The 25,305-nt window shown below is 43.4% G+C and carries 21 protein-coding genes; 3 read left to right on the plus strand and 18 right to left on the minus strand.

The annotated features are described in order from the left end of the window. Positions 1-201: 201 nt before the first annotated feature. The 3 genes from fsa to P4V41_RS15160 all read right to left on the minus strand — a co-directional run bounded on the left by fsa (position 202) and on the right by P4V41_RS15160 (position 2,547). Positions 202-852: a fructose-6-phosphate aldolase gene (gene fsa, locus P4V41_RS15150; protein WP_066399032.1), complete on the minus strand. Its 651-nt coding sequence runs from the start codon at positions 850-852 to the stop codon at positions 202-204. 202 nt (positions 853-1,054) lie between these two features. Further along, positions 1,055-1,918, minus strand: coding sequence for a class II fructose-1,6-bisphosphate aldolase (fba, locus tag P4V41_RS15155; protein WP_328085919.1), 864 nt, complete (start codon positions 1,916-1,918; stop codon positions 1,055-1,057). A gap of 248 nt (positions 1,919-2,166) precedes the next feature. Beyond that, on the minus strand, positions 2,167-2,547 hold the full coding sequence (locus P4V41_RS15160; RefSeq protein WP_171005594.1) for a response regulator: 381 nt from the start codon (positions 2,545-2,547) through the stop codon (positions 2,167-2,169). A gap of 167 nt (positions 2,548-2,714) precedes the next feature. Between P4V41_RS15160 and P4V41_RS15165 the strand changes: the two genes are divergently transcribed. Further along, positions 2,715-3,257, plus strand: a complete 543-nt coding sequence (locus P4V41_RS15165) for a DUF2529 family protein (RefSeq protein WP_328085920.1) — start codon at positions 2,715-2,717, stop codon at positions 3,255-3,257. Between the two features lie 298 nt (positions 3,258-3,555). On the opposite strand, the gene P4V41_RS15170 is transcribed toward P4V41_RS15165, so the two are convergent. The 10 genes from P4V41_RS15170 to P4V41_RS15215 all read right to left on the minus strand — a co-directional run bounded on the left by P4V41_RS15170 (position 3,556) and on the right by P4V41_RS15215 (position 18,572). Beyond that, the gene (locus P4V41_RS15170) at positions 3,556-5,157 is read right to left on the minus strand and encodes a CTP synthase (RefSeq protein ID WP_328085921.1); all 1,602 of its coding nucleotides are present in this window, start codon (positions 5,155-5,157) and stop codon (positions 3,556-3,558) included. Positions 5,158-5,574: 417 nt separating this feature from the next. Further along, positions 5,575-6,090, minus strand: a complete 516-nt coding sequence (gene rpoE, locus P4V41_RS15175; RefSeq protein WP_328085983.1) for a DNA-directed RNA polymerase subunit delta — start codon at positions 6,088-6,090, stop codon at positions 5,575-5,577. A 587-nt stretch (positions 6,091-6,677) separates the two neighbouring features. Then, entirely contained in the window at positions 6,678-9,941 is a 3,264-nt protein-coding gene (gene icmF, locus P4V41_RS15180; RefSeq protein WP_328085984.1) for a fused isobutyryl-CoA mutase/GTPase IcmF, read from the minus strand. Positions 9,942-9,956: 15 nt separating this feature from the next. Continuing rightward, complete coding sequence (locus P4V41_RS15185) at positions 9,957-10,580, minus strand: TetR/AcrR family transcriptional regulator (protein WP_328085922.1); 624 nt, start codon at positions 10,578-10,580, stop codon at positions 9,957-9,959. Between the two features lie 10 nt (positions 10,581-10,590). Further along, positions 10,591-11,547, minus strand: coding sequence for a methylmalonyl Co-A mutase-associated GTPase MeaB (meaB, locus tag P4V41_RS15190; protein ID WP_328085923.1), 957 nt, complete (start codon positions 11,545-11,547; stop codon positions 10,591-10,593). 283 nt (positions 11,548-11,830) lie between these two features. Then, a complete protein-coding gene (locus P4V41_RS15195; protein ID WP_066399058.1) occupies positions 11,831-12,973 on the minus strand; it encodes an acyl-CoA dehydrogenase in 1,143 nt (380 codons plus the stop codon). Between the two features lie 14 nt (positions 12,974-12,987). Beyond that, positions 12,988-14,127, minus strand: coding sequence for an acyl-CoA dehydrogenase (locus tag P4V41_RS15200; RefSeq protein ID WP_328085926.1), 1,140 nt, complete (start codon positions 14,125-14,127; stop codon positions 12,988-12,990). A gap of 101 nt (positions 14,128-14,228) precedes the next feature. Next, positions 14,229-15,083: a 3-hydroxybutyryl-CoA dehydrogenase gene (locus P4V41_RS15205; RefSeq protein ID WP_328085927.1), complete on the minus strand. Its 855-nt coding sequence runs from the start codon at positions 15,081-15,083 to the stop codon at positions 14,229-14,231. Positions 15,084-15,098: 15 nt separating this feature from the next. Continuing rightward, on the minus strand, positions 15,099-16,283 hold the full coding sequence (locus P4V41_RS15210) for an acetyl-CoA C-acetyltransferase (RefSeq protein ID WP_328085928.1): 1,185 nt from the start codon (positions 16,281-16,283) through the stop codon (positions 15,099-15,101). A 156-nt stretch (positions 16,284-16,439) separates the two neighbouring features. Then, positions 16,440-18,572 carry a (Fe-S)-binding protein gene (locus P4V41_RS15215; RefSeq protein WP_328085929.1) on the minus strand — a complete coding sequence of 711 codons (2,133 nt, stop codon included), beginning with the start codon at positions 18,570-18,572 and terminating at the stop codon, positions 16,440-16,442. A gap of 203 nt (positions 18,573-18,775) precedes the next feature. Between P4V41_RS15215 and cls the strand changes: the two genes are divergently transcribed. Both cls and uvsE read left to right on the plus strand, forming a co-directional pair. Further along, positions 18,776-19,966 carry a cardiolipin synthase gene (cls, locus tag P4V41_RS15220; RefSeq protein WP_328085931.1) on the plus strand — a complete coding sequence of 397 codons (1,191 nt, stop codon included), beginning with the start codon at positions 18,776-18,778 and terminating at the stop codon, positions 19,964-19,966. Between the two features lie 220 nt (positions 19,967-20,186). Next, entirely contained in the window at positions 20,187-21,143 is a 957-nt protein-coding gene (uvsE, locus tag P4V41_RS15225; RefSeq protein WP_328085933.1) for a UV DNA damage repair endonuclease UvsE, read from the plus strand. Here uvsE and P4V41_RS15230 read toward each other — a convergent pair. The 5 genes from P4V41_RS15230 to P4V41_RS15250 form a co-directional block, all read right to left on the minus strand. After that, positions 21,136-21,909 (minus strand): alpha/beta hydrolase, encoded by a 774-nt coding sequence (locus tag P4V41_RS15230; RefSeq protein WP_328085935.1) that lies wholly within the window; start codon positions 21,907-21,909, stop codon positions 21,136-21,138. The genes uvsE and P4V41_RS15230 overlap by 8 nt on opposite strands. A gap of 7 nt (positions 21,910-21,916) precedes the next feature. Continuing rightward, positions 21,917-22,087: a DUF1427 family protein gene (locus tag P4V41_RS15235; RefSeq protein ID WP_328085936.1), complete on the minus strand. Its 171-nt coding sequence runs from the start codon at positions 22,085-22,087 to the stop codon at positions 21,917-21,919. Between the two features lie 90 nt (positions 22,088-22,177). Further along, positions 22,178-22,744 carry a DinB family protein gene (locus P4V41_RS15240; RefSeq protein WP_328085937.1) on the minus strand — a complete coding sequence of 189 codons (567 nt, stop codon included), beginning with the start codon at positions 22,742-22,744 and terminating at the stop codon, positions 22,178-22,180. A gap of 237 nt (positions 22,745-22,981) precedes the next feature. Then, positions 22,982-24,652: an arginine--tRNA ligase gene (gene argS, locus P4V41_RS15245; RefSeq protein ID WP_328085938.1), complete on the minus strand. Its 1,671-nt coding sequence runs from the start codon at positions 24,650-24,652 to the stop codon at positions 22,982-22,984. Then, positions 24,649-25,149, minus strand: coding sequence for a DUF1934 domain-containing protein (locus P4V41_RS15250; protein WP_328085939.1), 501 nt, complete (start codon positions 25,147-25,149; stop codon positions 24,649-24,651). Before P4V41_RS15250 ends, argS begins: the two co-directional genes overlap by 4 nt. Between the last annotated feature and the right edge of the window lie 156 nt (positions 25,150-25,305).

Genomic DNA, 25,305 nt, shown 5'->3' on the forward strand with positions numbered 1-25,305 from the left:
GCTTTGTTGCGTTTGAAAGTAGTTGATTTCCTTTTCAGGTGCTCGCTTTCCGCGGGGCAGGCGGTGAGCCACATTCGTACGTTTCACTCTTAAGTGTCTCACCTGCCCACCTGTCCCGCAGGAGTCTCGCACCTTTCACTACAATCAACTTATCCAGGAAGTTATAAAAACACCTTTTATTAAAGAAAAAGAACTAATAAATTACTTTCTGTTAGCAGCATCCCAGTCAGCTAGGAACTTTTCGATCCCTTGATCTGTTAGCGGGTGCTTTACTAGTCCTTTGATTACGTTTGGTGGAATTGTTGCTATGTGCGCGCCTCGTAATGCCGCTTCTGTTACGTGAACAGGGTGGCGGATCGATGCTGCGATGATCTCTGTTGGGATCTCATGAATCGCAAAAATTTGTGCCACTTGTGAGATAAGCTCTAAACCATCTTGACCGATATCATCTAAACGTCCCAAGAATGGTGATACATACGTTGCACCTGCACGAGCTGCAAGTAATGCTTGGTTTGCATTGAAAATTAAGGTTACGTTTGTTTTGATGTTTTCATCAGAGAACGTTTTTACTGCCTTTAATCCGTCCAGTGTCATTGGAACTTTTACCGTGATGTTTGGTGCGATTTTTGCTAGTTCACGACCTTCTGAAACCATTTCTTCATAAGAAGTTCCGATCACCTCAGCACTAACAGAACCCGGTACTAGGCTTGTGATTTCCTTTAATCTTTCATGAAAATCAACGCCTTTTTCTTTAGCGACTAAAGAAGGGTTCGTTGTTACTCCAGATAAAATGCCCAGGTCATAGGCTTCTTTAATATCATCAATGTTTGCAGTATCAATAAAGAATTTCAAAAATGATCACTCCTGTTTTTTTTTGAGTATGTCTATCTTTTATATTCTTTTATAACATGTTCGTCTTCATACACGAAGGATTACGCTTACAAAACTTCGCATAAAACTTTTATTATCTTTACGTAGATCTTAGTTTTTTGCACTCTTATAGTGTAAATGAAACCGCCTATGATGTATAGGCGGTTTCATGAGAAAGGTTATATTAAGCTTTGTTAGAAGAACCAAACTCACGCATTTTTCCAGCTACAGTTGCTTGGATCGCATCACGAGCTGCAGTTAAGTAGCTACGAGGATCATATTTATCTGGGTTAGATCCGATGTATTCCTTAACAGCTTTATGAGAAGCAATTTGGTTTTCTGTGTTTACGTTGATTTTAGCAGTTCCTAAAGAAATTGCTTTTTGGATATCTTTTGTTGGGATACCAGTACCACCGTGAAGTACAAGAGGTACACCAGTTAGTTCCATAACTTCTTTCATGCGGTCAAATCCTAAGTTAGGCTCACCTTTGTAAGGTCCGTGAACAGATCCTAGTGCAGGCGCGAAGCAGTCAACACCAGTTTCACGAACAAGTTGATCACACTCAGAAGGGATAGCGTAAGCTGCATCTGCATCTTCAACAACTAGGTCGTCTTCTTGTCCACCAATACGGCCAAGTTCTGCTTCAACAGAAACACCGTGGATGTGAGCAAGTTCAACTACTTTTTTAGTAAGAGCGATATTCTCTTCTAGCGGGTGGTGAGATCCGTCGATCATTACAGATGTGAAACCTGCATGAATCGCTTCAGCACACTTTTGGAAGCTAGAACCGTGGTCAAGGTGGATCGCTACAGGTACAGTTACTTTGTACTCTTCAATAAGCGCTTTAACCATAGCAACTACAAGCTTGAATCCGCCCATATAACGAGCAGCACCTTCGGAAACACCAAGAATTACTGGAGATTTCTCTTCTTGTGCAGCTTTAAGAATCGCTTGAGTGAACTCAAGGTTGTTCAAGTTGAATTGACCAACTGCATAATTTTCCGCTTTTGCTTTTTCAAGCATTTCTTTCATTGAAACTAAAGGCATAGTAATGTCCTCCTTAGATATTGGCACGAGCAGACCAACTACATTTTGTATAGTGTATTTGCTGAAATGCGCATAAACAGCAAAAAGAAGCCACTTTAGTTTACCTTTCATGGCGTCTTGCTAAACATTTCATTATGCTCATATTTCATTCTAGTATAGCATACCAATATCGCCTGAAAACCGCAACACATCAACGTTTTCAGGGTGTAACCGCTATCATTGGCGACACACCAGCATTTCTTAATCTTTTATGACGATGGCGTGTTTAATGGAAGTTCTTTCCTAACCGCCGCTCGAATCTCATCAATATCAAATGGCTTTGCAAAATGAGTGATAGCTCCCAGCTTCATAGCCTCGTGAATCATGTCTAGCTCACCATAAGCTGTCATGATGATCACTTGAATCGTTTCATCATGCTTCTTCACACGACGAAGGATTTCCAAGCCATCCATTCCAGGAATCTTCATATCTAAAATGACAAGATCAGGGCGGTCTTTCTCCACAATCGAAAGAGCTTGTACACCGTTCGCTGCCTGATACGTCTTATAACCTTCTTTTTGAAAGATTTCGTTCAAAAGAATTCTGATGCCATACTGATCGTCTACAATTAAAATTTTCCCGCTCATTATTGCTCACCTCATCTAGAGTTTCTTTACAAAACCATTTTGTCCCTATACCATTCGAGACACAGGATACGAATTCCTGCTGTTCCCGATGATTTGTATTGTTAAATTAAGTATACTAAATTAATAAACAAAAACACGATGATTTGAAAAAAAGTAAGGAGTTCTTTTTCATGTTAAAAATATTTTCAACACAAGTTGCAGGATTGTTAAAATCCATTTCAGATAAAGAAGAACAGTCGATCGAAGAAAGTTCACGCCTGCTGGCACAAAGTATTCTTTCTGAAGGAACCGTTTATTTTAAAGGCTTTAACGAAATGGAAGCCATTGTGAGCGAAGCACTATTTGGAGAGAATAAATTCCGCGCGGGGGCTAAATATTCAGATGAACTATTGTCTGAGCTGCTACCGGTCGATAGTGTTGTCGTAGCAACGCGCTTTTTAAATGACGAAGAAGCAGTAGCACTCTGTTCAAAAATTCGTAAAACGTCTGCGTGCCATGTCATTTTGATCGGTGGACGACGAAAAGATGCCGATATCGATGTGAATGTGGAGGATTTAGCCGATATCGTGATCGATACGAAGGCCGTTCGCGGATTGGTGCCACTCGATGATGGTTCACGCTTAGGATTTCCATCAGGATTAACTGCTTTATTCGCGTATTACGCACTATTTTTAACGACAGAAGAGATTTTGGAAGAATATGATGAAGAATAAGGAGGAGCTAGGCTAATAGCCAAGCTTTTTCTTATTGTCATGCTTTTTTGACATGGCGATTGTGTGTAAATTTAGAGGTTATGTGCGTGCGGCGTGTCGAAAAGAGTGAAGCGCGTGTCGATACGTGCGCAGAAAGTGAAAATGTGTGCGTAATAAGCTAAAAAGTGTGCGAACGTGTAACAATTATAAAAACACGTACCGTAAAATCCATGTTTTATATTATGTTCAGTCATTCTTCATAAAAAAACCGGCAGCTCCACTAAGAAAGTGAAGCTGCCGGCCATAACGATCTATAAAATTAGTTCTTCAATTGTGTTACCGCACCGATAAAGTCACGGAATAGAGCTTGCGGGCGTGTTGGTCGTGATGTGAATTCTGGGTGGAACTGTGACGCAACAAACCACGGGTGATCTTCTAACTCGATGATCTCAACAAGACGGCCATCAGGAGATGTTCCTGAGAAAATGAACCCTGCTTTTTCCATTTGTTCACGGTATTCGTTGTTGAACTCATAACGGTGACGATGTCTTTCGTAAACAACTTCATCGTTATAAGCTGCGAACGCTTTTGTATCTTCTTTAATCTTACACGGATACAGTCCAAGGCGCAGTGTACCACCTAGATCTTCGATGTCCTTTTGTTCAGGAAGTAGATCGATGACCGGGAATGGTGTACCAGGCATAAGTTCTGCAGAGTGTGCACCATCAAGTCCTAAGACGTTACGAGCAAACTCTACGGATGCAAGCTGCATACCAAGACAGATTCCTAAGAAAGGAACTTTGTTCTCACGCGCATATTGAGTAGCTAGAATCTTACCTTCTACCCCTCTGTCACCGAATCCGCCAGGAACTAAGATACCATCAGCATCTTGAAGAAGTTCGTTCACGTTTTCAGCAGTAACGTTCTCAGAGTTGATCCAGTCGATCTCGATATCTGTATCAAATTGATAACCTGCATGACGAAGCGCTTCAACTACAGAAATATAGGCATCTTGTAGCGCTACATATTTTCCGACTAACGCAATCTTTGCTTTTCCTTTTAAGTTCGTTACGCGGTTGATCAGTTCTTTCCACTCCGCCATATCCGGCTCGTGTGTTTCAAGCTTAAGGTGTTTACAAACAAGCTCGTCCATCTTCTGCTCTTGAAGATCGATCGGCACTTGGTAAAGTGTGTCTGCATCTCTCGCTTCAATAACCGCTTTTGGATCGATGTCGCAGAAAAGACCGATTTTGTCTTTCATTTCTTGAGGGACCGGCATCTCTGTACGAACCACGATAATGTTCGGCTGGATACCAAGGCTGCGAAGCTCTTTTACACTATGTTGTGTTGGTTTCGTCTTAAGCTCACCCGCTGCACGGATATATGGAATCAACGTACAGTGAATATACATTACGTTTTCAGAGCCTACATCACTTTTGATCTGACGAATTGCTTCTAGGAACGGCAAGCTTTCGATGTCCCCAACAGTTCCGCCGATCTCTGTGATCACGACATCTGCGTTCGTTTCACGACCAGCACGGAAAACACGCTCTTTGATCTCGTTCGTGATGTGCGGAATAACCTGTACTGTTCCACCAAGATACTCACCGCGACGCTCTTTTCTAAGAACGGTAGAATAAATTTTACCAGTCGTTACTGAGCTGTATTTATTTAAGTTAATATCGATAAAACGCTCATAGTGACCTAAGTCTAAGTCCGTTTCCGCACCGTCATCTGTTACGAAAACTTCACCATGCTGATAAGGGCTCATCGTCCCTGGATCCACGTTGATGTAAGGATCGAATTTTTGCGTCGTCACTTTAACTCCGCGGTTTTTTAATAAACGGCCTAATGATGCTGCAGTGATTCCTTTTCCTAAAGACGAAACAACACCGCCTGTAACAAAAATATATTTTGCCATGTTTTCAATCCCCCTAAATTTTCTAAAATAAGTATGTGCGTTTAACGCATTTTCTACTATTGGAAGAGGGTTGTGTGCGTGCTGCTAACACAGTCTCATCCGGAAAAAATAAAAAGCAAAAGACACTTCCCCTATGGTTAGGGGGCACTTTTGCTTTTGATATCATATAAAATTAGTCTTTTAAATAAAAGATACAGGAATAGCCCAAAAAGAATATTACCCGAGTATCGTGCGCATGTCAAGATGATCTGTGAGAATCCATTTTTTAGTGTGACAAGCTTGTGAATGGTTGGTAGCTCGGGCTCAGGGATCCACGAGCCTTGAACCTGAGTCCAAAAGTTTTGATCTTCAATCCACGAGTTGCATCTAAAAAAAACCAGCGCCAAGGGCACTGGTTTTCACGACTCACAATCAGTCTTACAGATCTTCTTCCTCGTCTGCATCTTCATCTTCATCTTCTTCGTCGAAGTCTTCATCTTCTTCGTCGAATTCTAATTCTTCATCTTCGTCATCGTCATCATCGTCGTCAGCAAGATCGTCGTCTTCATCAACGAACTCATCTTCCACTTCCAACTCATCGAAGTCTTCATCATCGAAGTCCTCTTCAAAGTCGTAGTCATCTTCAGACGCTTTTTTACGTTTTGTTGGTTTGTTCGTTGCACCAAGCTCCTCTTCAGAGCTCTCAACTGGGTACCACGTTTTTAATCCCCATTTATTATCGCCTAATGAAACGAATCGGCCGTCAATATTCATATCAGTGTAAAAATACGCAATACGGTTTTCAACAGCTGTTTTAGACAAACCTTTGATTTCAGCGATCTGTTTTACTAAATCATAGAATTGAACAGGTTGCTTAGCATTTTGCAAAATTTCAAATGCGATTTCGACCATTGACATTTCAACGACTTGTTCTTTCGTGTACGTGTTCAACATAGCCACATCGGCACTTCCTTTCCTTCTCCACACTCATTTATATCAACACATTGTGCTCATTCTTTAGAAGAATCATACTCTTCATTATAAACAAATCCCATGCGTATATGCCAGTAGTAATCTATCTTTTTTCCATAAAAGGTTTTGTGACCCTTGTTAGATTACACTATGGTGCTTTTGAAAGTGGTTGATTTCCGCTCCAGGTTGCTCGCTTTCCGCGGGGCAGGCGGTGAGCCACTTGCCGCTTCGCGCCCTTAAGTGCCTCACCTGTCTAGTGCAGTGGCTAGCCCCTCGAGGTCAAAAGTTAAATGGCTAAGAAGGCAAAGTGCGCCTTCAAACCCATTCACCTTTTGCTTGTCGGGGCTGAACGAGCCACTTCCACTTTTAGGACTGCCCGCTTGTCCCGCAGGAGTCTCGCAACCTTCTGCTCCAATCAATTTTCATAGGAGAAATATAAAGAAACTTAAAACAACAACCTTTAAAAAACTACATTTTAAGAGAGTAGTTCTATAAAGAGTGATGCAATCATCAACTCTCTCAAAGAAAAGAGAACCGCTCAAACACTGGCGGCCCTCTCTCCCCTCACACTACATATTTCTTCTATACTTCCCGCCTACTTCATAAAGTGCGCTCGTGATTTGACCGAGACTTGCATATTTTACGGTGTGCATGAGCTCATCGAATATGTTTCCGCCGGATAGGGCTACATTTTTCAATCGTTTAAGAGCTTCACCCGCTTGGTCTTTACTTGACTCTTGGAATGCGTTCAGATTCAGAATCTGCTGCTCTTTTTCATCCTTTGTCGCACGTGCGAGCTGCATGTTGAACTCTTCTTCTGACGGCGGGTTTGGATTGAGGTATGTGTTCACTCCGATGATCGGAAGGGATCCGTCATGCTTTTTCATTTCATAATACATCGACTCTTCTTGAATCTTACCGCGCTGATACTGTGTTTCCATCGCACCCAGCACGCCGCCTCTTGTGTTCATGCGCTCGAACTCTTGAAGAACCATCTCTTCTACAAGATCTGTTAACTCTTCGATGATGAACGAACCTTGAAGCGAGTTCTCATTACGAGCCAAACCAAGCTCTTTTGTAATGATCATCTGAATCGCCATCGCGCGGCGAACGGATTCTTCCGTTGGCGTTGTGATTGCTTCGTCATACGAGTTCGTGTGAAGTGAGTTACAGTTATCATAAAGTGCCATCAACGCTTGAAGCGTCGTACGAATATCGTTAAAATCAATCTCTTGTGCGTGAAGTGAACGTCCAGATGTTTGAATGTGATACTTCAGCTTCTGGCTGCGCTCGTTTGCTTTGTACTTATCACGCATAACCGTAGCCCAAATTCGGCGAGCTACACGGCCGATCACGCTATATTCCGGATCAAGACCGTTTGAGAAGAAGAACGATAAGTTTGGTGCGAATGCGTTAATATCCATTCCACGGCTTAAATAATATTCCACGTACGTAAAGCCGTTCGCGAGTGTAAACGCGAGCTGCGTGATCGGGTTCGCACCAGCTTCTGCGATATGATAGCCCGAAATTGAAACTGAATAATAGTTGCGAACTTGGTGGTCGATAAAGTATTGCTGAATATCACCCATCATACGAAGCGCAAATTCAGTAGAGAAGATACACGTGTTTTGACCTTGATCTTCTTTTAAGATGTCTGCTTGAACCGTACCGCGGACTGATGCCAGCGTGTTCGCTTTAATCTCGCCATACTCTGCTTCATTCGGTTGTCTGCCATTGTTATCCACAAAGATCTTCACTTGCTGATCGATCGCCGTGTTCATGAACATGGCGAGAATGATCGGTGCAGGACCGTTGATCGTCATCGAAACAGATGTAGAAGGAGCGATCAGATCAAAGCCGTCATACAGCTTCTTCATGTCGTTGAGCGTACAGATGCTTACACCGCTCTCCCCAACTTTTCCGTAGATGTCCGGTCGGTGATCCGGGTCTTCACCATATAGGGTTACCGAGTCAAACGCTGTACTCAAGCGCTTTGCGTCGTCATCTTTTGATAGATAGTGGAATCGGCGGTTCGTACGCTCAGGCGTTCCTTCTCCAGCGAACTGACGCTTCGGATCTTCACCTTTACGTTTAAAAGGAAACACGCCCGCTGTGTACGGGAATGAGCCTGGCACGTTTTCCTTCATGATCCACTTTACAATGTCTCCCCAGTCCTCGAACTTCGGAAGAGCGACCTTTGGAATATCAAGACCAGAAAGACTTTTCGTCGTCAGTTCTGTCACGATCTCTTTGTCTCGGATTTTTGTTACGAATTCCTTCTTGCTAAACATTTCTTTTAATTCTGGCCATTCTTTTAACATTTTTGAAGTCGTTGGCAGCAGCTGCTCTTCTACTTTTTCAAGCGCTTTGTTTAACGATGTTTCTACTTCCTCACCTGCAGCGTCGTATTCTTTTACTGTTTCAAGCGTCCCTTGAATTTGGAACGACTTGCGAGCAAGCTTGGATTGTTCGTTCACCGTTTCATGGTATTTACGAACCGTTTGTGCGATCTCATTTAAGTATTGAGCACGCTCACCCGGAATGATGACGTTCTTTTTCGCAGTCATAGCATCATGAGCTGGTTGGATGCCCCAATCCATACCTGACTTTTCTTCAATCACTTTCATCAAGTGATAAAAAAGTACGTTCGTTCCCGCGTCATTAAACTGGCTCGCGATCGTTCCGTAAACAGGCATCTCATCTAAATCCCTATCAAACCAGTTGCGAGAACGCTGATATTGCTTCTTCACATCACGAAGCGCATCCTCAGAGCCTTTGCGCTCAAATTTATTGATCGCGATAATATCTGCATAATCGATCATGTCGATCTTCTCTAATTGCGATGGTGCACCAAACTCACTCGTCATCACGTATAAAGAAGCATCCGAAATCTCTGAGATTCCAGCATCACCTTGGCCGATTCCGCTCGTCTCAACAACGATTAGATCAAATCCAGCTGCTTTCGTTACTGCAATCGCGTCCTTGATCGCATCGGAAAGCTCAGAACGTGAACCACGTGTAGCAAGTGAACGCATGTAAACACGTGGATGATAGATCGCGTTCATACGGATTCTGTCACCTAAAAGGGCTCCGCCAGTCTTTTGTTTCGTCGGATCGATGGAGATGATCGCAATCGTCTTGTCTTCACACTCGTTTAAAAAACGTCGAACGAGCTCATCCGTTAATGAACTTTTCCCCGCTCCACCTGTACCTGTAATACCTAGAACCGGCACTTGTTTTTGCAGACTTTTCAATTCGTTTAACGTCTGTTCAGCCGTTGCTGCGATTTCTTCTGGCGCTTGCTTCAAGTTTTCAGCTAGCGTAATCAAACGCGAAACGGAGCGAACGTCTTTTTCTTTCACTTTTTCAATCTCATCCGTTAAAGAGGTAACCGTCGGAAAATCACATTCTTCTACCATCTTATTGATCATGCCTTGAAGTCCTAGCAATCTTCCATCTTCCGGTGAAAAGATGCGGGTTACACCATAAGCATGCAGCTCTTTGATCTCAGGTGGGATGATAACGCCCCCGCCTCCGCCAAATACTTTGATATGTCCTGCACCACGTTCTTTTAATAAATCGATCATATATTTAAAATACTCTACGTGTCCGCCTTGATAAGAAGAAATCGCGATTCCTTGAACGTCCTCTTGGATAGCTGCACTCACCACTTCATCTACAGAACGGTTGTGTCCGAGGTGGATGACCTCACAGCCGTTCGATTGAATGATTCTTCGCATGATGTTAATCGACGCATCGTGACCATCAAAAAGACTGGAAGCGGTTACAAATCGAACCGGATTCTTTGGCCGGTAAATATCAGTCTGAGTCATTTCATTCACCCTTTCTTATGCTCCTTTAATGCCGTACAACAATTGCTGAACTTGTAACTGTGTATATTCTTCTAACGTATACATCTTCTGCAGCGCCCAGCGTCTGAACGTCCACATCTGTCCTATGATCAAAATATTGTGAGCTGCTGCCTGTATTTCTTTTTCACTTAAATGTAGTTCACCTTGCTTTACTACTTTAAAAAGCAGTTCTTCAAAGATCGCCGTCATCTCCAGCTCTTTTTTGAGCACATACGGAAGAGCTTCATGTGAGAGCGACTTCGCTTCTTGATACATGACGAGCACTTCATCCTGCATATCATCCATCACTTTAAAATAAGCTGCGATCGCACGCTCGACTCCTTGAATCCCGCTGTCTTCCCCATTAATATCCTGCTGCAGCCTCAGCTTTACCCCATCATAGATGCTGTCGCAGACAAGATAGAGAATATCTTCTTTTGACCGGATATACTCATAAAGTGTACCGATGCTAAAACCAGAAGCTTTTGCGATCTCGCGGGTTGTCGTGCGATGGAAGCCATTCTCTTTAAATAGAGAGACCGCTGCTTTTACCATCTCTTCTCGTCGTCTCTGAATCAGTTTTTCATCTTTTACGAGCGACGGCACTTCTTTCTTACCCAATTGGCCTCCCTCATTTCTGTTTCCCGTCAGCCGGCTGCAAACGTGTTAATAAGATCTCTTCTGCAGCTGTATAAGGGTCTGTCGTACCTGATTCTAAGTCGGCCAGCCAGGAGAACCCATTTTTCTGTTCTTGTTTCCACACTTGCTGATAGATTTCATGCTGAACCACTTCCATCACCTCACGCTTCAGGTTAGAAAGCTTTCTCTCTTTACCTTCACCACTCTTCTCTAAATATTCACGGTGCGCTAAAAGAGAATCCCATAATTCTTGTAATCCTTTATTTTCAGTAGAAACCGTCTGAACAACTGGCGGTCGGTAAGGACTGTCGTGCTTCACAAGATCAAGCATCGCTTCAATCTCTGCGAGAAGCTTAGGAACCCCTGGCATATCCGCTTTGTTCACAACGAACAGATCCGCGATCTCCATGATTCCCGCTTTAAATACTTGCACTACATCTCCGCTACCTGGATTCAATACAACCGCAACCGAATCTGCTAGCTTCATAATGTCGAGCTCAGACTGTCCGACTCCTACTGTCTCTATTAAAATCACATCAAAACCATAAGCATCCATCAGCCTTACCGTTTCTTTCGTAGATCGTGAAAGGCCGCCAAGACTGCCGCGCGTCCCCATGCTTCGGATAAACACACCAGGGTCGGTAAAATGGTCAGCCATCCGAACACGGTCTCCAAGTATAGAACCGCCGCTGAACGGACTCGTCGGATCAACAGCAACAACCGCAACAGTCATCTTTTTTTTACGCAAAAAAGAGATGAGACGATTAACAAGCGAGCTTTTCCCAGCACCTGGTGAACCGGTGATGCCAATCCAATGAGCGCCTTTTTGCTGCGGGTAGATGCTCTTTAAAAGCTCGAGTTTGTCTTCGCCGTTGTTCTCGGCAAGCGTGATCGCTTTTGCGAGAGCACGTTCCTCTTTTTGCTGGATGCGCTGTGCTAATGGATGCATGGTTTCCTCCTAAAAGTGGTGTTAAAAATCTATTTTGAAAGTAGTTGATTTCCGCTCCAGGATACTCGCTTTCCGCGGGGCAGGCGGTGAGCCACATTTGTTCGTTTCACTCTTAAGTGTCTCACCTGCCCACCTGTCCCGCAGGAGTCTCGCATCCTTCCTCTCCAATCAACTGCAGAGGTGTTATTAAAAGCATTTTAGTAACACTCTGTTTTGAGTAGAGAAACACTGACTTAGCAAGGGGTTTCTTTCCCTAGCCACTGTGTCTCATAAACTCTTACTCTTAATCTTTTAAAAGCATCTTAGAAATAACGAGACGCTGAATTTCTTGTGTACCTTCGTAGATCTGCGTGATTTTTGCGTCACGCATGTAACGTTCTACTGGATATTCTTTCGTGTAGCCGTATCCGCCGAATACTTGAACTGCGTCTGTCGTAACTTCCATTGCGATGTCTCCTGCAAATAGCTTCGACATTGCGGACTCTTTTCCGTATGGAAGACCTTCAGACTCTCTCCAAGCCGCTTGATAGGTTAAAAGGCGAGCCGCTTCTACTTTTGTAGCCATGTCTGCAAGCTTGAAACCGATCCCTTGGTTGACACCGATCGGCTTACCAAACTGTTTACGGTCTTTTGCGTAATTTACGGACGCGTCGAGTGCACCTTGCGCGATTCCAACTGCTTGAGCCGCGATACCGTTACGTCCGCCATCAAGTGTCATCATTGCAATCTTAAAGCCTTCTCCTTCTTTACCTAGAAGGTTCTCAGCTGGTACACGGCAATCTTCAAAAATAATCTCTAATGTTGGAGATGAACGGATGCCGAGTTTCTTTTCTTTTTTACCGAAAGAAAAGCCTGGTGTTCCTTTTTCTACGATGAACGCAGAAACTCCTCTTGATCCTGCTTCAATATCCGTGCGGGCAAACACGACATAGATCTCAGCGTCTCCAGCGTTCGTGATGAAGATTTTCGAGCCGTTGATGATATAGTCATCGCCGTCTTTTTTCGCTGTTGTTTTCATGTTTCCTGCGTCTGATCCGGATCCAGGTTCAGTTAAGCCATATGCTCCGATTTTTTTACCTTCTGCCATCGGACGAAGGAACTTTTGCTTTTGCTCTTCGTTTCCAAACTTAAAGATCGGCCATCCTGCAAGAGAGGTGTGAGCTGATAGCGTTACACCGACTGACGCACAAACACGTGATAGTTCTTCAACTGCGATCACATAGCCTAGGTAGTCCCCACCAATTCCGCCGTACTCTTCTGGCCAAGGAATGCCACAAAGGCCAAGCTCACCCATCTGATCAAAAATCGCGCGGTCAAAACGCTCTTCCTCATCACGTTCTGCAGCTGTAGGTTCTACTTCATTTTTAGCAAAATCACGCACCATTTTGCGGATCATTTCATGTTCTTCAGATAACATAAATTGCATTTCTATCTCTCCTCTTATCCTAGTAAATGTTTGCTTAATACCATGCGTTGAATCTCACTAGTTCCCTCGTAGATCTGACACACTTTCGCGTCGCGGAACAATCTTTCTACCGGGTACTCTTTCGTGTAGCCGTATCCTCCGTACACTTGCACCGCTTCGATCGCTGATTTCATTGCCGTTTCTGATGCAAAAAGCTTTGCCATCGAAGCTTCTTTTCCGCATGATAGGTTGTTTGTCTTCAGATCAGCCGCACGATAGGTTAAAAGTTTTGCCGCTTCAACGGCAGTTGCCATGTCTGCAAGTTTAAATCCTAGACCTTGATTAGCACCGATCGGCTTTCCGAACTGCTTTCTTTCTTTTGCATAGTTCGTCGCATACTCTAATGCCGCCTCAGCGATACCAAGGGATTGAGCAGCGATTCCGATCCTGCCTACATCGAGGTTGCTCATCGCAATCTTAAAGCCTTCGCCTTCTTTACCAAGAAGATTTTCAGCAGGTACACGTGCATCTTCAAAAACGATCTCGCATGTGTTTGATCCGTTCAACCCCATTTTTTTCTCTTTCTTTCCTACTGAAAAACCTGGTGTATCTTTATCTACGATGAAGGCCGAAATCCCGTAGCTTCCTTTATCAGGTGCTGTTGAAGCAAAAACGATGTACACGTCTGCTTCACCTGCGTTTGTAATAAAAATCTTAGAGCCGTTCAAGATGTAATGATCACCCTTTTTAACCGCTCTCGTCTTTAAGCTTGCTGCATCAGAACCCGAACTCGGCTCTGTTAGTCCGAACGCACCAAGGTACTCTCCACTCGCTAACTTAGGAATGTATTTTCTCTTTTGTTCTTCATTCCCGAAATAAAGAATCGGATTTGTTCCGACACTCGTATGGACAGATAAAATAACGCCGATCGTCGCGCTCACTTTTGAAAGCTCATTGATTGCGATGATATATGACGTGAAATCCATCCCTGCTCCGCCGTACTCTTCTGGAATCGGTATCCCCATCAATCCGAGATCTGCCATCTTCGTAATCAGATGGCGTGGAAACTCTTCTGTCTCTTCCATATGCTCGATGGCCGGTGCTATCTCTTTCTGCGCAAAATCCCGTACCATCTTCTGCATCATCTTTTGTTCTTCAGTAAATACAAGGTTCATGGTCTCTCCCCATTCCTATAGTGAAATGCCGACTTGTAGTCTCTCTCTTTTAGCTGTCTCTTCCACAAAGACAAAAATGGAATTTTTGTCTTTGTGTGGGGTCAGACCCCGTAGTTGTAGAAGCCTCTGCCTGACTTTTTGCCGAGCCAGCCTGCTTTTACGTACTTTCTTAAAAGCGGACATGGACGGTACTTGTCATCACCGAAGCCTTCATGCAGCGTCTCCATGATGTAGAGGCAAGTGTCGAGCCCTATGAAGTCTGCTAGTGTTAACGGCCCCATCGGATGGTTCATTCCCAGTTTCATAATCTCATCGACTGCTTCTGGAGTTGCTACACCTTCATACACCGCGAAGATCGCTTCGTTGATCATCGGCATGAGAATGCGGTTCGAGATGAAACCAGGAAAGTCGTTTACTTCTACTGGAACTTTCTGCAACTTCTTCGATACCGACTCAATCGTTTCATACACGTCATCCGCTGTTTGAAGTCCACGGATGATCTCTACGAGTTTCATAACAGGAACAGGGTTCATGAAGTGCATGCCGATTACTTTTTCAGGACGGTTCGTTGCAGCCGCGATCTCTGTGATCGGAAGGGATGATGTGTTCGACGCTAAGATCGTATGAGCTGGCGCGTATTGATCGAGCATCTTAAAGAGCTGTGTTTTTACATCCATGTTTTCCACCACCGCTTCGATCACAAGATCTGCGTTTGACGCGTTATCTAGAGAAACAGAAGCTGTGATGCGAGATAGGATCGCTTCTTTCTCGCTTTCATCCAGACGTCCTTTTTCCACGGAGCGGTTTAAGTTTTTAGAGATGATTCCGATTCCTTTTTGTACGAACTCTTCTTGCATGTCATGGAGAACAACGGAATAGCCTGCTTGCGCACAAACTTGCGCGATTCCTGAACCCATCTGTCCTGCACCGATCACCATAATGTTTTGAATGCTCATGAATATTGCTCCTCCTTATTTCTTCACTTCTACTAAGATCGCGTCACCTTGCCCGCCGCCTGAACAGATCGAAGCGATTCCAAGTCCGCCTCCGCGTCTTTTCAACTCATGGATCAACGTTAATACGATGCGCGTACCGCTCGCCCCAATCGGGTGACCTAATGCGACTGCTCCACCGTTCACGTTCACTTTTTCAAGATCTAATCCCGCAAGCTCAGAACTTGCTAGGGCAACGGCTGCAAATGCTTCGTTTATTTCAAAAAGATCAATTTCTTCTAATGATTTCCCTGTTTTCTTCAACAGTTCATTGATGACAAGACCTGGCGTTTTCGGAAAATCCTTTGCTTCAACAGCAAGTGCTGTGTGACCAAGGATCGTCGCCATCACTTCTTTGCCTTCTTTTTCAGCACGCTCTTCGCTCATCACGACTACTGCTGCTGCACCATCGTTCACGCCTGGTGCGTTTCCTGCTGTAATCGTTCCATCTTGAGAAAAAACGGGTCTTAATTTTGCAAGAGATTCAATAGACGTATCTTTACGCGGTGACTCATCTTGGGACACAACAACCGGCTCGCCTTTTCGTTGAGGCACTTCTACAGGAACGATCTCTTCTGCAAAAATTCCTTTTTCAATCGAATCGATAGCACGGCTATGACTGCGGTACGCCCACTCGTCTTGACGCTCACGCGAGATCTCCATCTCTTTGGCAACGTCATTTCCGTAGATCCCCATATGGACACCTGTAAACGTACACGTTAGTCCATCATGCACCATCAGGTCTTTCACTGAGCTATCTCCCATACGAAGCCCCCAGCGCGCTTTCGGTAAAATGTAAGGTGCGTTGCTCATTGATTCCATCCCACCAGCGACGATGACTTCTTCATCACCTGCACGGATGATCTGATCTGCCATCGTGATCGCACGAAGTCCAGAAGCACATACTTTGTTAATCGTTTCTGTTTTCGTCTTCCAAGGTAAACCTGCTTTTTCAGCCGCTTGACGAGAAGGAATCTGTCCTTGCCCACCTTGAAGAACACAGCCTAAAATGACTTCATCCACCGATTCAGGCGCAACATGCGCTCGTTTAAGCGCTTCTTTAATCGCGATTCCACCTAGATCTGACGCCGTAAGTGAACTCAAACCACCACCAAATTTCCCTACAGGTGTCCGTACACCACTGACGATTACTGATTTTGTCATATGAAAAACCTCCCGATTTAGTATGGTGTAGCTCTAAAATTTATGTTAACGCTTACAATTTCACCGAAAGACGAGCCGAGCGAACGCTCAGTCGACCTACTTCCAAGCATGAAGCTGCCAGCTCATGCGCAGGCAGCTTTTTCACATGCTACAAAACTACTGAAGAACACCTTGTTTCTGTGAGCCAAACATTGATTTTTCAAGGATTTCAACAACGTCTAGCGTTTGAACTTGCTCTTCTACTTCTTTCGCTTTCGTTCCGTCACTCAACATCGTTAAGCAATACGGACATCCGCTTCCGATCATGGTTGGATTTACAGCGAGAGCTTGTTCTGTACGCGCAACGTTCACACGAGAACCTGCCTTTTCTTCCATCCACATCATTCCACCACCTGCTCCACAACACATTCCGTTCTGACGGTTGCGGTCCATCTCAACAACCTTCACACCAGGAATCGCTTTTAGGATATCACGAGGCGGTTCATACACTTCGTTATAGCGGCCAAGGTAACAAGAATCGTGATAGGTGATCGTTTCGTTTACCTCAAACTTCGGCTTGATTCTTCCTTCTTTAATCCAGTCTGCTAAAAGCTCGGTATGATGATACACCTCAGCTTCTAGACCAAACTCCGGATATTCGTTTTTGAACGTGTTATACGCATGTGGGTCGATCGTGATGATTTTCTTAACACCATGCTTTTGGAACAACTCGATGTTTGCGTTCGCCATCTCTTGGAATAAAAACTCGTTTCCAAGTCGACGTGGCGTATCACCAGAGTTCTTTTCTTTGTTTCCTAAGATCGCAAACGTAATTCCAGCTTCGTTCATGATCTTCGCTAAAGAAAGTGCGATTTTTTGTGAACGGTTGTCATAAGCACCCATCGAACTTACCCAGAACAGGTACTCGAACGCTTCACCCGCTTTTTCTTTCTCTTTTACAGTCGGAACGTGGACATCTTCTTTCAGCTCACGCCAGTTCTCGCGTTCCTTTTTCGAAATTCCCCAAGGGTTCCCTTGCTTCTCGATATTTTTGATTGCACGCTGCGCTTCTGCGTCCATCTTACCTTCAGTAAGAACAAGATAACGACGCATGTCGATAATCTTATCAACGTGTTCGTTCATCACTGGACACTGGTCCTCACAGTTACGACAAGTCGTACATGCCCAGATCTCTTCTTCTGTCATGACTTCACCGATCATCTCAACATCATAAGCAAGTGCAGATGATCCGTCTGTTGTTGCAGCTGTTTCCTCAGCACCCTTCCCTCTCGCTTCAAAAGCGATCTGGTTGCCTGTTGTGTTCGAGAAAGCGAACGCTGGCATCCAAGGTGTTCGAGAGGTTACGGCAGCTCCTTTTACCGTTAGATGGTCACGTAGTTTAACGATCATATCCATCGGCGAAAGCATCTTACCTGTACCTGTTGCCGGACATACATTCGTACAACGGCCACACTCTACACATGCGTAAAGATCAACTAGTTGCTTTTGGTTGAAGTCTTCAATTTTATTCACACCGAAAACTTCTTGTGTCTCATCTTCAAAATTGATTGAAGAAAGCTTTCCTACTTTATCTTTACGGCCAAGCCAAACGTTTAATGGACCTGCGATCAAGTGAGCATGCTTTGATTGCGGAACATACACTAAGAACGTTAATAAGAACAATAAGTGAATCCACCATGAGATAAAGAATACGACTATAGCACCCGTTTCCCCTAAGAAACCAAGAGCCATTGCGATTACGGATGCGATAGGCGCCGTCCACTCGTACGGTAGATCGTGCCAGATAATCTCTGCACCGTTACCGACTAATACAGAGAGCATCAAACCACCGATGAATAGAAGAACTAATCCCGATTTAAATCCGCGTTTCAATCTGACAAGCTTTTCAACATATCTTCTGTAAAAAGCCCACACGACTGCGATCATGATCATTGTCGTTACGATTTCTTGGAAAAATGTGAATCCCGGATAAAGCGGGCCTAAAGGCAGATGCGATCCAGGGTTGAGTCCCTTCCATATAAAATCGATCGCTCCGAACTGAACGAGAATGAATCCATAAAAGAACATAATATGGATAATTCCACTCTTCTTATCTTTCAACAGCTTCTTTTGACCAAATACATTGACTAAGACTGCTTTAATTCGTTCTTGAACCGTATGATCAAACTCTACTTTTTTGCCGAGCTTGATGAATTCAAACCTTGTTTTTACGACATAAGCAAATAAAAACAGTGCGTAAGCGGTTACAAAAAGAAATGCAATCCAGTTTGCTACCATTAAGCCGTCCATCGCTTTCTCTCCCTTCCAATGCTCCTATTCCCTAATTCTTTCTCTTTTAATAATTCTAAATGAAATTAATTTTCTGACTTCATTATAGCATAAAAAAATAAATGAATGAGCATTCAGTCAACTTCTGCTAAAAAAATTTTTTAGTTGTTTTATATGGCGGGGGTATACTATATGATGTATTGCTATAAAAGGAGGAGATAATCATGTGGATCGTTTTGATACTTATAGTCGTCGCGATTTTGGCTTGGATCGACTTTTACTTAGGACATAAACAAACGATCGCAAATGAAGAACCTCCTGTAACTACGACAGGCAACATGCATCTTTTAACGACAGGTTCTCGTTTTTTTGATTCACTGTTTCATGACATAGATGAAGCTAAGACGACGATCTACATACAGTTCTACATATTGCGCGATGACGAACTCGGACAAGAGCTTTGCGCCAAGTTGATCAAAAAAGCAAAGCAAGGTCTGGAAATCAGACTGCTGCTTGATTATATGGGAAGTTACGGCTTGAAAAAAAAGACCATTCACAGGCTTAAAAGCGCGGGCGTTCATTTTGAATACAGCAACAAGCCTCAATTTCCTTACCTTTTGTACCGCATCAATCACCGAAATCATCGTAAAATTACAATTATCGACTCAGAGATCGGATACTTAGGTGGATACAACGTTGGGAATGAATATATTGGCAGAGTCACACGGTTTGGTGATTGGCGCGACTATCATTTAAAATTAAGAGGTCACGCTGTAATTGAGTTACAGCGTCTATTTATTGATGATTGGAACGGTTCAACAAATGAGAAGATAACTCATAGTGAGACTTCACTTCCTCTCAAAGAAGAAGGGGCAAAAGAGCTGATGCTTCTTCCTTCAAAAGGATTCGCTGGCTATAATTTTTTTCTTAACAAAATAAAAGACGCGAAAAAAAGCATTTTTATAGGTTCGCCTTACTTTATTCCGGGTAAAAAGATGAACAGAGAGCTTTTATCAGCATTAGATCGCGGCGTTAAAGTGAAGTTACTCGTTCCGATGAATCCCGATCATCCTGTTGTCCAAGAAGCTTCTTATCGTTTCGTTAAACCGCTCTTGGAAGCTGGTGCAGAGATCTATCAGTTTCATGAAGGATTTTATCATTCTAAGATTGTTATGTTCGATGATACGATCTGCGATTTAGGTACCGCAAACTTTGATCTTCGCAGCTTTTTTTATAACGACGAGCTGAATTGCATCTTTACAGACAAAACAGAGATACAAGCCGTTAAAAAGGTGCTCGATTCAGATCTTGAACGTTCTGAGAACCTGACGCTTGCTCGCTTAAAGAAGACGCGCCGTTCCGTTAAAGTTCGTTTAAAAGAAGTGGTGGGTTTTGTGCTATCGCCTTTTTTATAAATGATCTTGGGTTTTTTGACTTTTTGAACATCTTTGATCAGTTGATTGGAGCGTAAGGTGTAAGACTCCTGCGGGACGAGCGGTCAGGTGAGACCCTTAACGGCGCAAAGCGGCAAGGGGCTCACCGGTCGCCCCGCGGAAAGCGAAGCACCTGAAGCGGAAATCAACATCTTTCATCAGCACTTTATAACAAAACATACAAAACAACAGGGGGCCCAACATGTTAACATCTTTCGGATTTGTATCTACGGCTCTCAACTTATATGAGGCCTCTCCTGCAAAAACGATGACTTATGCTACTTATCAAAAACGTGATGAGAAAGAACGCACAGCACAGCTGCTTGCCATCACGAAAAATAATCTTGAGCGCACACTACGCGTTCTTCATTATTGCATCGCTCACGAGCTTCCACTTCATCGCATGTCATCTTCTATCGTTCCTTTAGCTACACACCCTGAAGCAGCTTGGGATTTTTTGAAGAAGACAAAGAAAGAGTGCAAAGAGATTGAAAAACTCGTAAAAAAATACAACATCAGAACAAGCATGCATCCTAACCAGTACACCTTGTTTACGAGCCCTCGTGAAGAGGTGACGTTAAACGCGGTGAAAGATATGCAATATCATTTTGATCTGCTAAAAGGGATGGGCATTGAGGACCGAAGCTATATCAATATTCATATCGGCGGGGCTTATGGTGATAAGCCTTCTGCTTTAGAACGTTTTTATGGAAATATTAAACTTCTCCCCGCTGACGTTAAAGCTAGGATGACACTTGAGAACGACGATAAAACGTTCACGACAAAAGAAACGTTAGAAGTCTGTGAGAATGAAGGTATCCCACTCATGTTTGATTACCATCATTACATGGCGAACCCGGATGATGATGGCTCGCTAGAGGAATTGTTGCCGAGGTTCGTGAAAACTTGGGAGAATACAGGTCGACCGCCAAAAGTTCATCTTTCTTCACCAAAAGACGAAAAAGCTTACAGAAGCCATCATGACTTCGTAAGTCTAGATTATGTGCTGCCGTTCTTTAAGTTGATGTCTAATTACACCGATGAGATGGATGTTATGATTGAAGCGAAACAAAAAGACCGCGCTGTTCTTCATCTCGTTGATGAACTGGAGAAAGTTCGCGGCTTTAAGAGAATGAGCGGTGGAACCATCCTTATGTAAGGCATGGAATAAATTTTTTTATCTCTTCATTAAAGCTTGCATAATGCTTGATCGGAAGCTGGTGCAGCGCTTTGTTTAAGAGGATGAACTTTGCTTTCGGATGAACATTCCTTGCGTAAATTCTTCTATATGGATGCATATACTCCGCTTGTTCCCCATAGATGAACAACAACGGAAAACGCCACTCTTTTAGCTGATCTGTACAATGGAACGAAAGGCTTTCTTGGTAAAATCTTTGACACGATTTAGGATCTGTCTGTTTATGGTAGAACAGCATTTTTTTTCGATCTTCGGGAGAATTCGAATGTGTGCTGACAAGAATTTGATTGAGTAGGGCTGGTGCATTCTTCGCCAGCCTTATTCCTGTTTGAAACTGTTTTTTCAGTGCGAATGTAGAAACTTGAGAAAAGCCGCCGCTCAAGATAAGGCCCTTTGTCCGCTGTGGATATTTTTGAACAAATGCTTGTGCAACCGAGCAACCTGCTGAATAACCGCAAATATACGCCTCCTCTAATAATAAGTGGTCCAATAGAGAAGCCACATCATCTGCTAAGTCCCAAATCGTAAACGTTTCTTGGTCTTTACTAGACGAGCGCCCATGTCCCCTACTGTCAGGAAAGATGGTCTGATAATCGGTCGCTAGTTCTCTTTGATATTTGAACACGAGATGACTCATACCGGGCGGATGTAAAAAAACGATCGGTGCACCGGTTCCTAGTTTTTCATAATAGATTTGTAACTCAGAGGTTAGCCCGGCTAATGCCATGTTTTCCTCACTTTAAAAAAGTACCTACCATCCAGATGTAAGCTTGATAGCCTAAATAGATACCGATGATGCCCATGATTCCTGGTAATGCGGGTGGTGCTGGTATCGGTAGTTTTAACAGGGCAAAAACAAAGCCTACGAGGGCGCCTGTTATTAGTGATAATACGATCAACTTCATATATGTACCCCCTCATTTTAAACGAGTTTCCAAACCTATCTCTTATTAATATGGCATGTTAACCCTACATTATCCCTTTTTTTGTTGCGATCAAGATTGCGTAGAAGATTTGGTTAACACAAGCTCATACTGCTTTTTTATAATACGAATCTGACCGCGATGACTCAGTTCATCTTCAAATACATGAAACCACTTAAAGTAGTTGTTTCCGAGCTCGTTATCCCACCACGGTGTTGTTTCATAGAGCCATGAATCTTCGAGCTTCTGAAAATGCTGTAAGGTAATTTCACGGGTCTTTCTTAAGTCTTCTAAATAAAACTCTGCTGTATTGCCATGGATGATCGTTGCCGCCTCACCTAGATCGAGTGCAGGCTGGAGCGTTTCTGCATAACGCTCGATCTCCTCCTCTGGCAGATCTTTTCCCTCGAATGTGATAAATTGATAAATCTTTTCTACAGCCACAAGATGAGCGAGCAGCATGCCGATAGAATTTCCGATTCCGTTGATTCTGTAATCGAGCTCTTCAACGGATAGATCTTGCACGTCCCAGATCGTCGTTTCCCTCGTGTAGTCCATCATGGAGATCAAATTGGAAAATTCTTTCGAGTACCCTTCAATCTGTCCGATTACAAAAGGGCTTTTGTTGGATGATGTCATATTTAGAACCTCCTAAGCATTGATGTGCTTCAATAGAATTCAAGAAAAACTTAGGAATCCCTTTTTTGTTTTGGTGAGCTCGTGAATGAAAGGAATCGAGCATAAATTTTGGGAATCGCTCACAAATCTCAAGAACCGCTCATAAATCCCTAGAATCGCTAACAAATCCAAGAAATTACTCTCCCAAAATCCTCCCAAAAAGAAAAAACCTGTCCAAAGACAGGTTTTCCACACATATTACATACGTTCTGGTGCTTCTACACCGATGATGTTCAATGCATTTTCAATTGTTACTTGAGTAGCTTTCATCAATGCGTAGCGTGCTTGTGATTTTACTTTATTTTCAGCATCTAGTACACGCTCTGCGTTATAGAAGCTATGAAGAGCAGAAGCCAGCTCGAATACATAGTTCGTTACGCGATGTGTGAGAAGTTTTTCAGCTGCTTCATTAATAACTGCCGGGAATTCCCCGATTTTCTTCAACAACTCGAACTCTTTTTCAGAATCAATCTGAGAAAGATCCAGTTCTCCGTCATAAGAAAGACCCATTTCTTCACCTTGACGAAGCATGCTGCATACGCGCGCGTGTGCGTATTGTACGTAGAACACAGGGTTTTCATTCGATTTTGAAACAGCTAAATCCATGTCAAAATCAAGGTGCGTATCGTTCGAACGCATCGCAAAGAAATAGCGAGTCGCGTCGATGCCCACTTCTTCCATCAGTTCACGCAGCGTTACAGCTTTACCCGTACGCTTACTCATACGAACTTTTTCGCCGTTTTGAAAAAGAGAAACAAGCTGAATGATCATAACATCAAGTTGTTCTTTGTCGTAACCTAAGGCTTGAATTGCCGCTTTCATACGCGGAATGTAACCGTGATGGTCTGCTCCCCAGATGTTGATCAGCTTTTCAAAACCACGCTCAAACTTATCGTTATGGTACGCGATATCTGGCGTTAAGTATGTGTAAGATCCGTCATTCTTGATGAGTACACGATTCTTGTCATCATCATAATCTGTCGTACGGAACCACGTCGCGCCTTCTTCTTCATACACAACACCTTTAGCTTTTAACTTCTCGAGTGCTGCATCAATTTTTCCGTTTTTATAAAGAGACGTCTCAGAGAACCAGACATCAAAATCTACACGGAATTCAGCAAGATCTGCTTTTAGTTTTTCAAGCTCACGTGTAAGACCGTATTCACGGAAAAAGCTCACACGCTCGCTCTCTTCTTTTTCTAACCAAGACTCGCCGTACTCCTCAGCAAGATCTTTACCAAACTCGATGATATCCGCTCCGTGGTAACCGTCTTCAGGCATCTCTTTATCCTTGCCTAGCGCTTGGAAATAACGAGCTTCGATCGACGTAGCTAAGTTGTTAATCTGGTTACCCGCATCGTTGATGTAGAACTCACGAGAAACGTTATAGCCTGCATAGTCTAGAATGTTACAGATCGTGTCACCAACAGCCGCACCACGTGCATGTCCTAAGTGAAGCGTGCCTGTAGGGTTCGCAGATACGAACTCGACTTGAACCTTTTTACCGCCGCCATGTTCAGTACGCCCGTAATCCTTGCCCGCTTTTAAAACAGTCGGTACAAGCTCTGTTAAATAAGAGTTATCCATGTAAAAGTTGATAAATCCAGGACCTGCGATCTCCACTTTTGCAATAGATGCTTTACTTTTATCAAAGTTCGCCACAAGATCGTCCGCGATCATACGAGGTGCTTTTTTCGCGACACGCGCTAATTGCATCGCCATGTTCGTCGCGAAGTCACCATTTGCTTTATCTTTCGGTACTTCAAGAACGACTGCAGGCAGTTCTTCTTTTTTAGCGAGTCCTGCTTTAACGACCGCTTCTTCAATCTCTTCTTTTAACAGATGCTTGACTTGGTCAAGGATATTCATGCTTTTGCCTCCTGAAAATTAATCTTGATTCGATGTGTTCCTGTATGTTCACCCTGCAGAACCAGCTCGTACGCGAGCTTCAGATCACCCGTCTGATTTTGCTGATTCCATCGGAAATTCATTTCATGTGTAGTCGTTTCCATCCAAAGTTGGCCATATGGGCTGTCGTACATGCCTTTTGTCGTTTGGCCGATTAAATATTTCTGTTTCATAGATACACTGCCTGAGCGGATAATCAGAATACCAGCGTGCGTAATCTTAATCACATTATTGACAGAACCTGCACCTTCTATCTCTTCCTTATACTGAAGATAGGTGACGTCCCCTCGTTTATAGAGCTTACCTTCTGTCTCGGTGAAATGTTTCTCTTGTTCACCGCTAAAATGTACTTCTGAACTTATCGAAAGCGCAACAGACAATTCCGTATCTTGATCCATGCGAACAACACTTCCTTTTTTGATGTACCTCTTTAACTTACCTATTATAAAAGATTTCACTGCTTCCCTTCAACCTTATGGGTGTCTTTTTAAAAATTCGTGGTTCTAATAGGTAAATATATCCTAAAAATTCGTTTTCATGAGTGGATGATTTGGAATGAGGGTCATTAATGACGTATTATACACTCGAGAAGATGAAATAGAAATGAGGAGGCT

The sequence above is a fragment of the Fictibacillus nanhaiensis genome (assembly GCF_036213205.1).
GTDB classification, from domain to species: domain Bacteria; phylum Bacillota; class Bacilli; order Bacillales; family Fictibacillaceae; genus Fictibacillus; species Fictibacillus nanhaiensis_E.

Coding starts and splice junctions, on each gene's coding strand:
- P4V41_RS15205 (WP_328085927.1), bottom strand. CDS start 15,083: ATGAGCATTCAAAACATTATGGTGATCGGTGCAGGACAGATGGGTTCA.
- argS (WP_328085938.1), bottom strand. CDS start 24,652: ATGAATATCCTTGACCAAGTCAAGCATCTGTTAAAAGAAGAGATTGAA.
- icmF (WP_328085984.1), bottom strand. CDS start 9,941: ATGACTCAGACTGATATTTACCGGCCAAAGAATCCGGTTCGATTTGTA.
- fba (WP_328085919.1), bottom strand. CDS start 1,918: ATGCCTTTAGTTTCAATGAAAGAAATGCTTGAAAAAGCAAAAGCGGAA.
- P4V41_RS15170 (WP_328085921.1), bottom strand. CDS start 5,157: ATGGCAAAATATATTTTTGTTACAGGCGGTGTTGTTTCGTCTTTAGGA.
- cls (WP_328085931.1), top strand. CDS start 18,776: ATGTGGATCGTTTTGATACTTATAGTCGTCGCGATTTTGGCTTGGATC.
- P4V41_RS15240 (WP_328085937.1), bottom strand. CDS start 22,744: ATGACATCATCCAACAAAAGCCCTTTTGTAATCGGACAGATTGAAGGG.
- P4V41_RS15195 (WP_066399058.1), bottom strand. CDS start 12,973: ATGCAATTTATGTTATCTGAAGAACATGAAATGATCCGCAAAATGGTG.
- meaB (WP_328085923.1), bottom strand. CDS start 11,547: ATGCATCCATTAGCACAGCGCATCCAGCAAAAAGAGGAACGTGCTCTC.
- P4V41_RS15230 (WP_328085935.1), bottom strand. CDS start 21,909: ATGGCATTAGCCGGGCTAACCTCTGAGTTACAAATCTATTATGAAAAA.
- P4V41_RS15215 (WP_328085929.1), bottom strand. CDS start 18,572: ATGGACGGCTTAATGGTAGCAAACTGGATTGCATTTCTTTTTGTAACC.
- rpoE (WP_328085983.1), bottom strand. CDS start 6,090: ATGTTGAACACGTACACGAAAGAACAAGTCGTTGAAATGTCAATGGTC.
- uvsE (WP_328085933.1), top strand. CDS start 20,187: ATGTTAACATCTTTCGGATTTGTATCTACGGCTCTCAACTTATATGAG.
- P4V41_RS15210 (WP_328085928.1), bottom strand. CDS start 16,283: ATGACAAAATCAGTAATCGTCAGTGGTGTACGGACACCTGTAGGGAAA.
- P4V41_RS15235 (WP_328085936.1), bottom strand. CDS start 22,087: ATGAAGTTGATCGTATTATCACTAATAACAGGCGCCCTCGTAGGCTTT.
- P4V41_RS15165 (WP_328085920.1), top strand. CDS start 2,715: ATGTTAAAAATATTTTCAACACAAGTTGCAGGATTGTTAAAATCCATT.
- P4V41_RS15200 (WP_328085926.1), bottom strand. CDS start 14,127: ATGAACCTTGTATTTACTGAAGAACAAAAGATGATGCAGAAGATGGTA.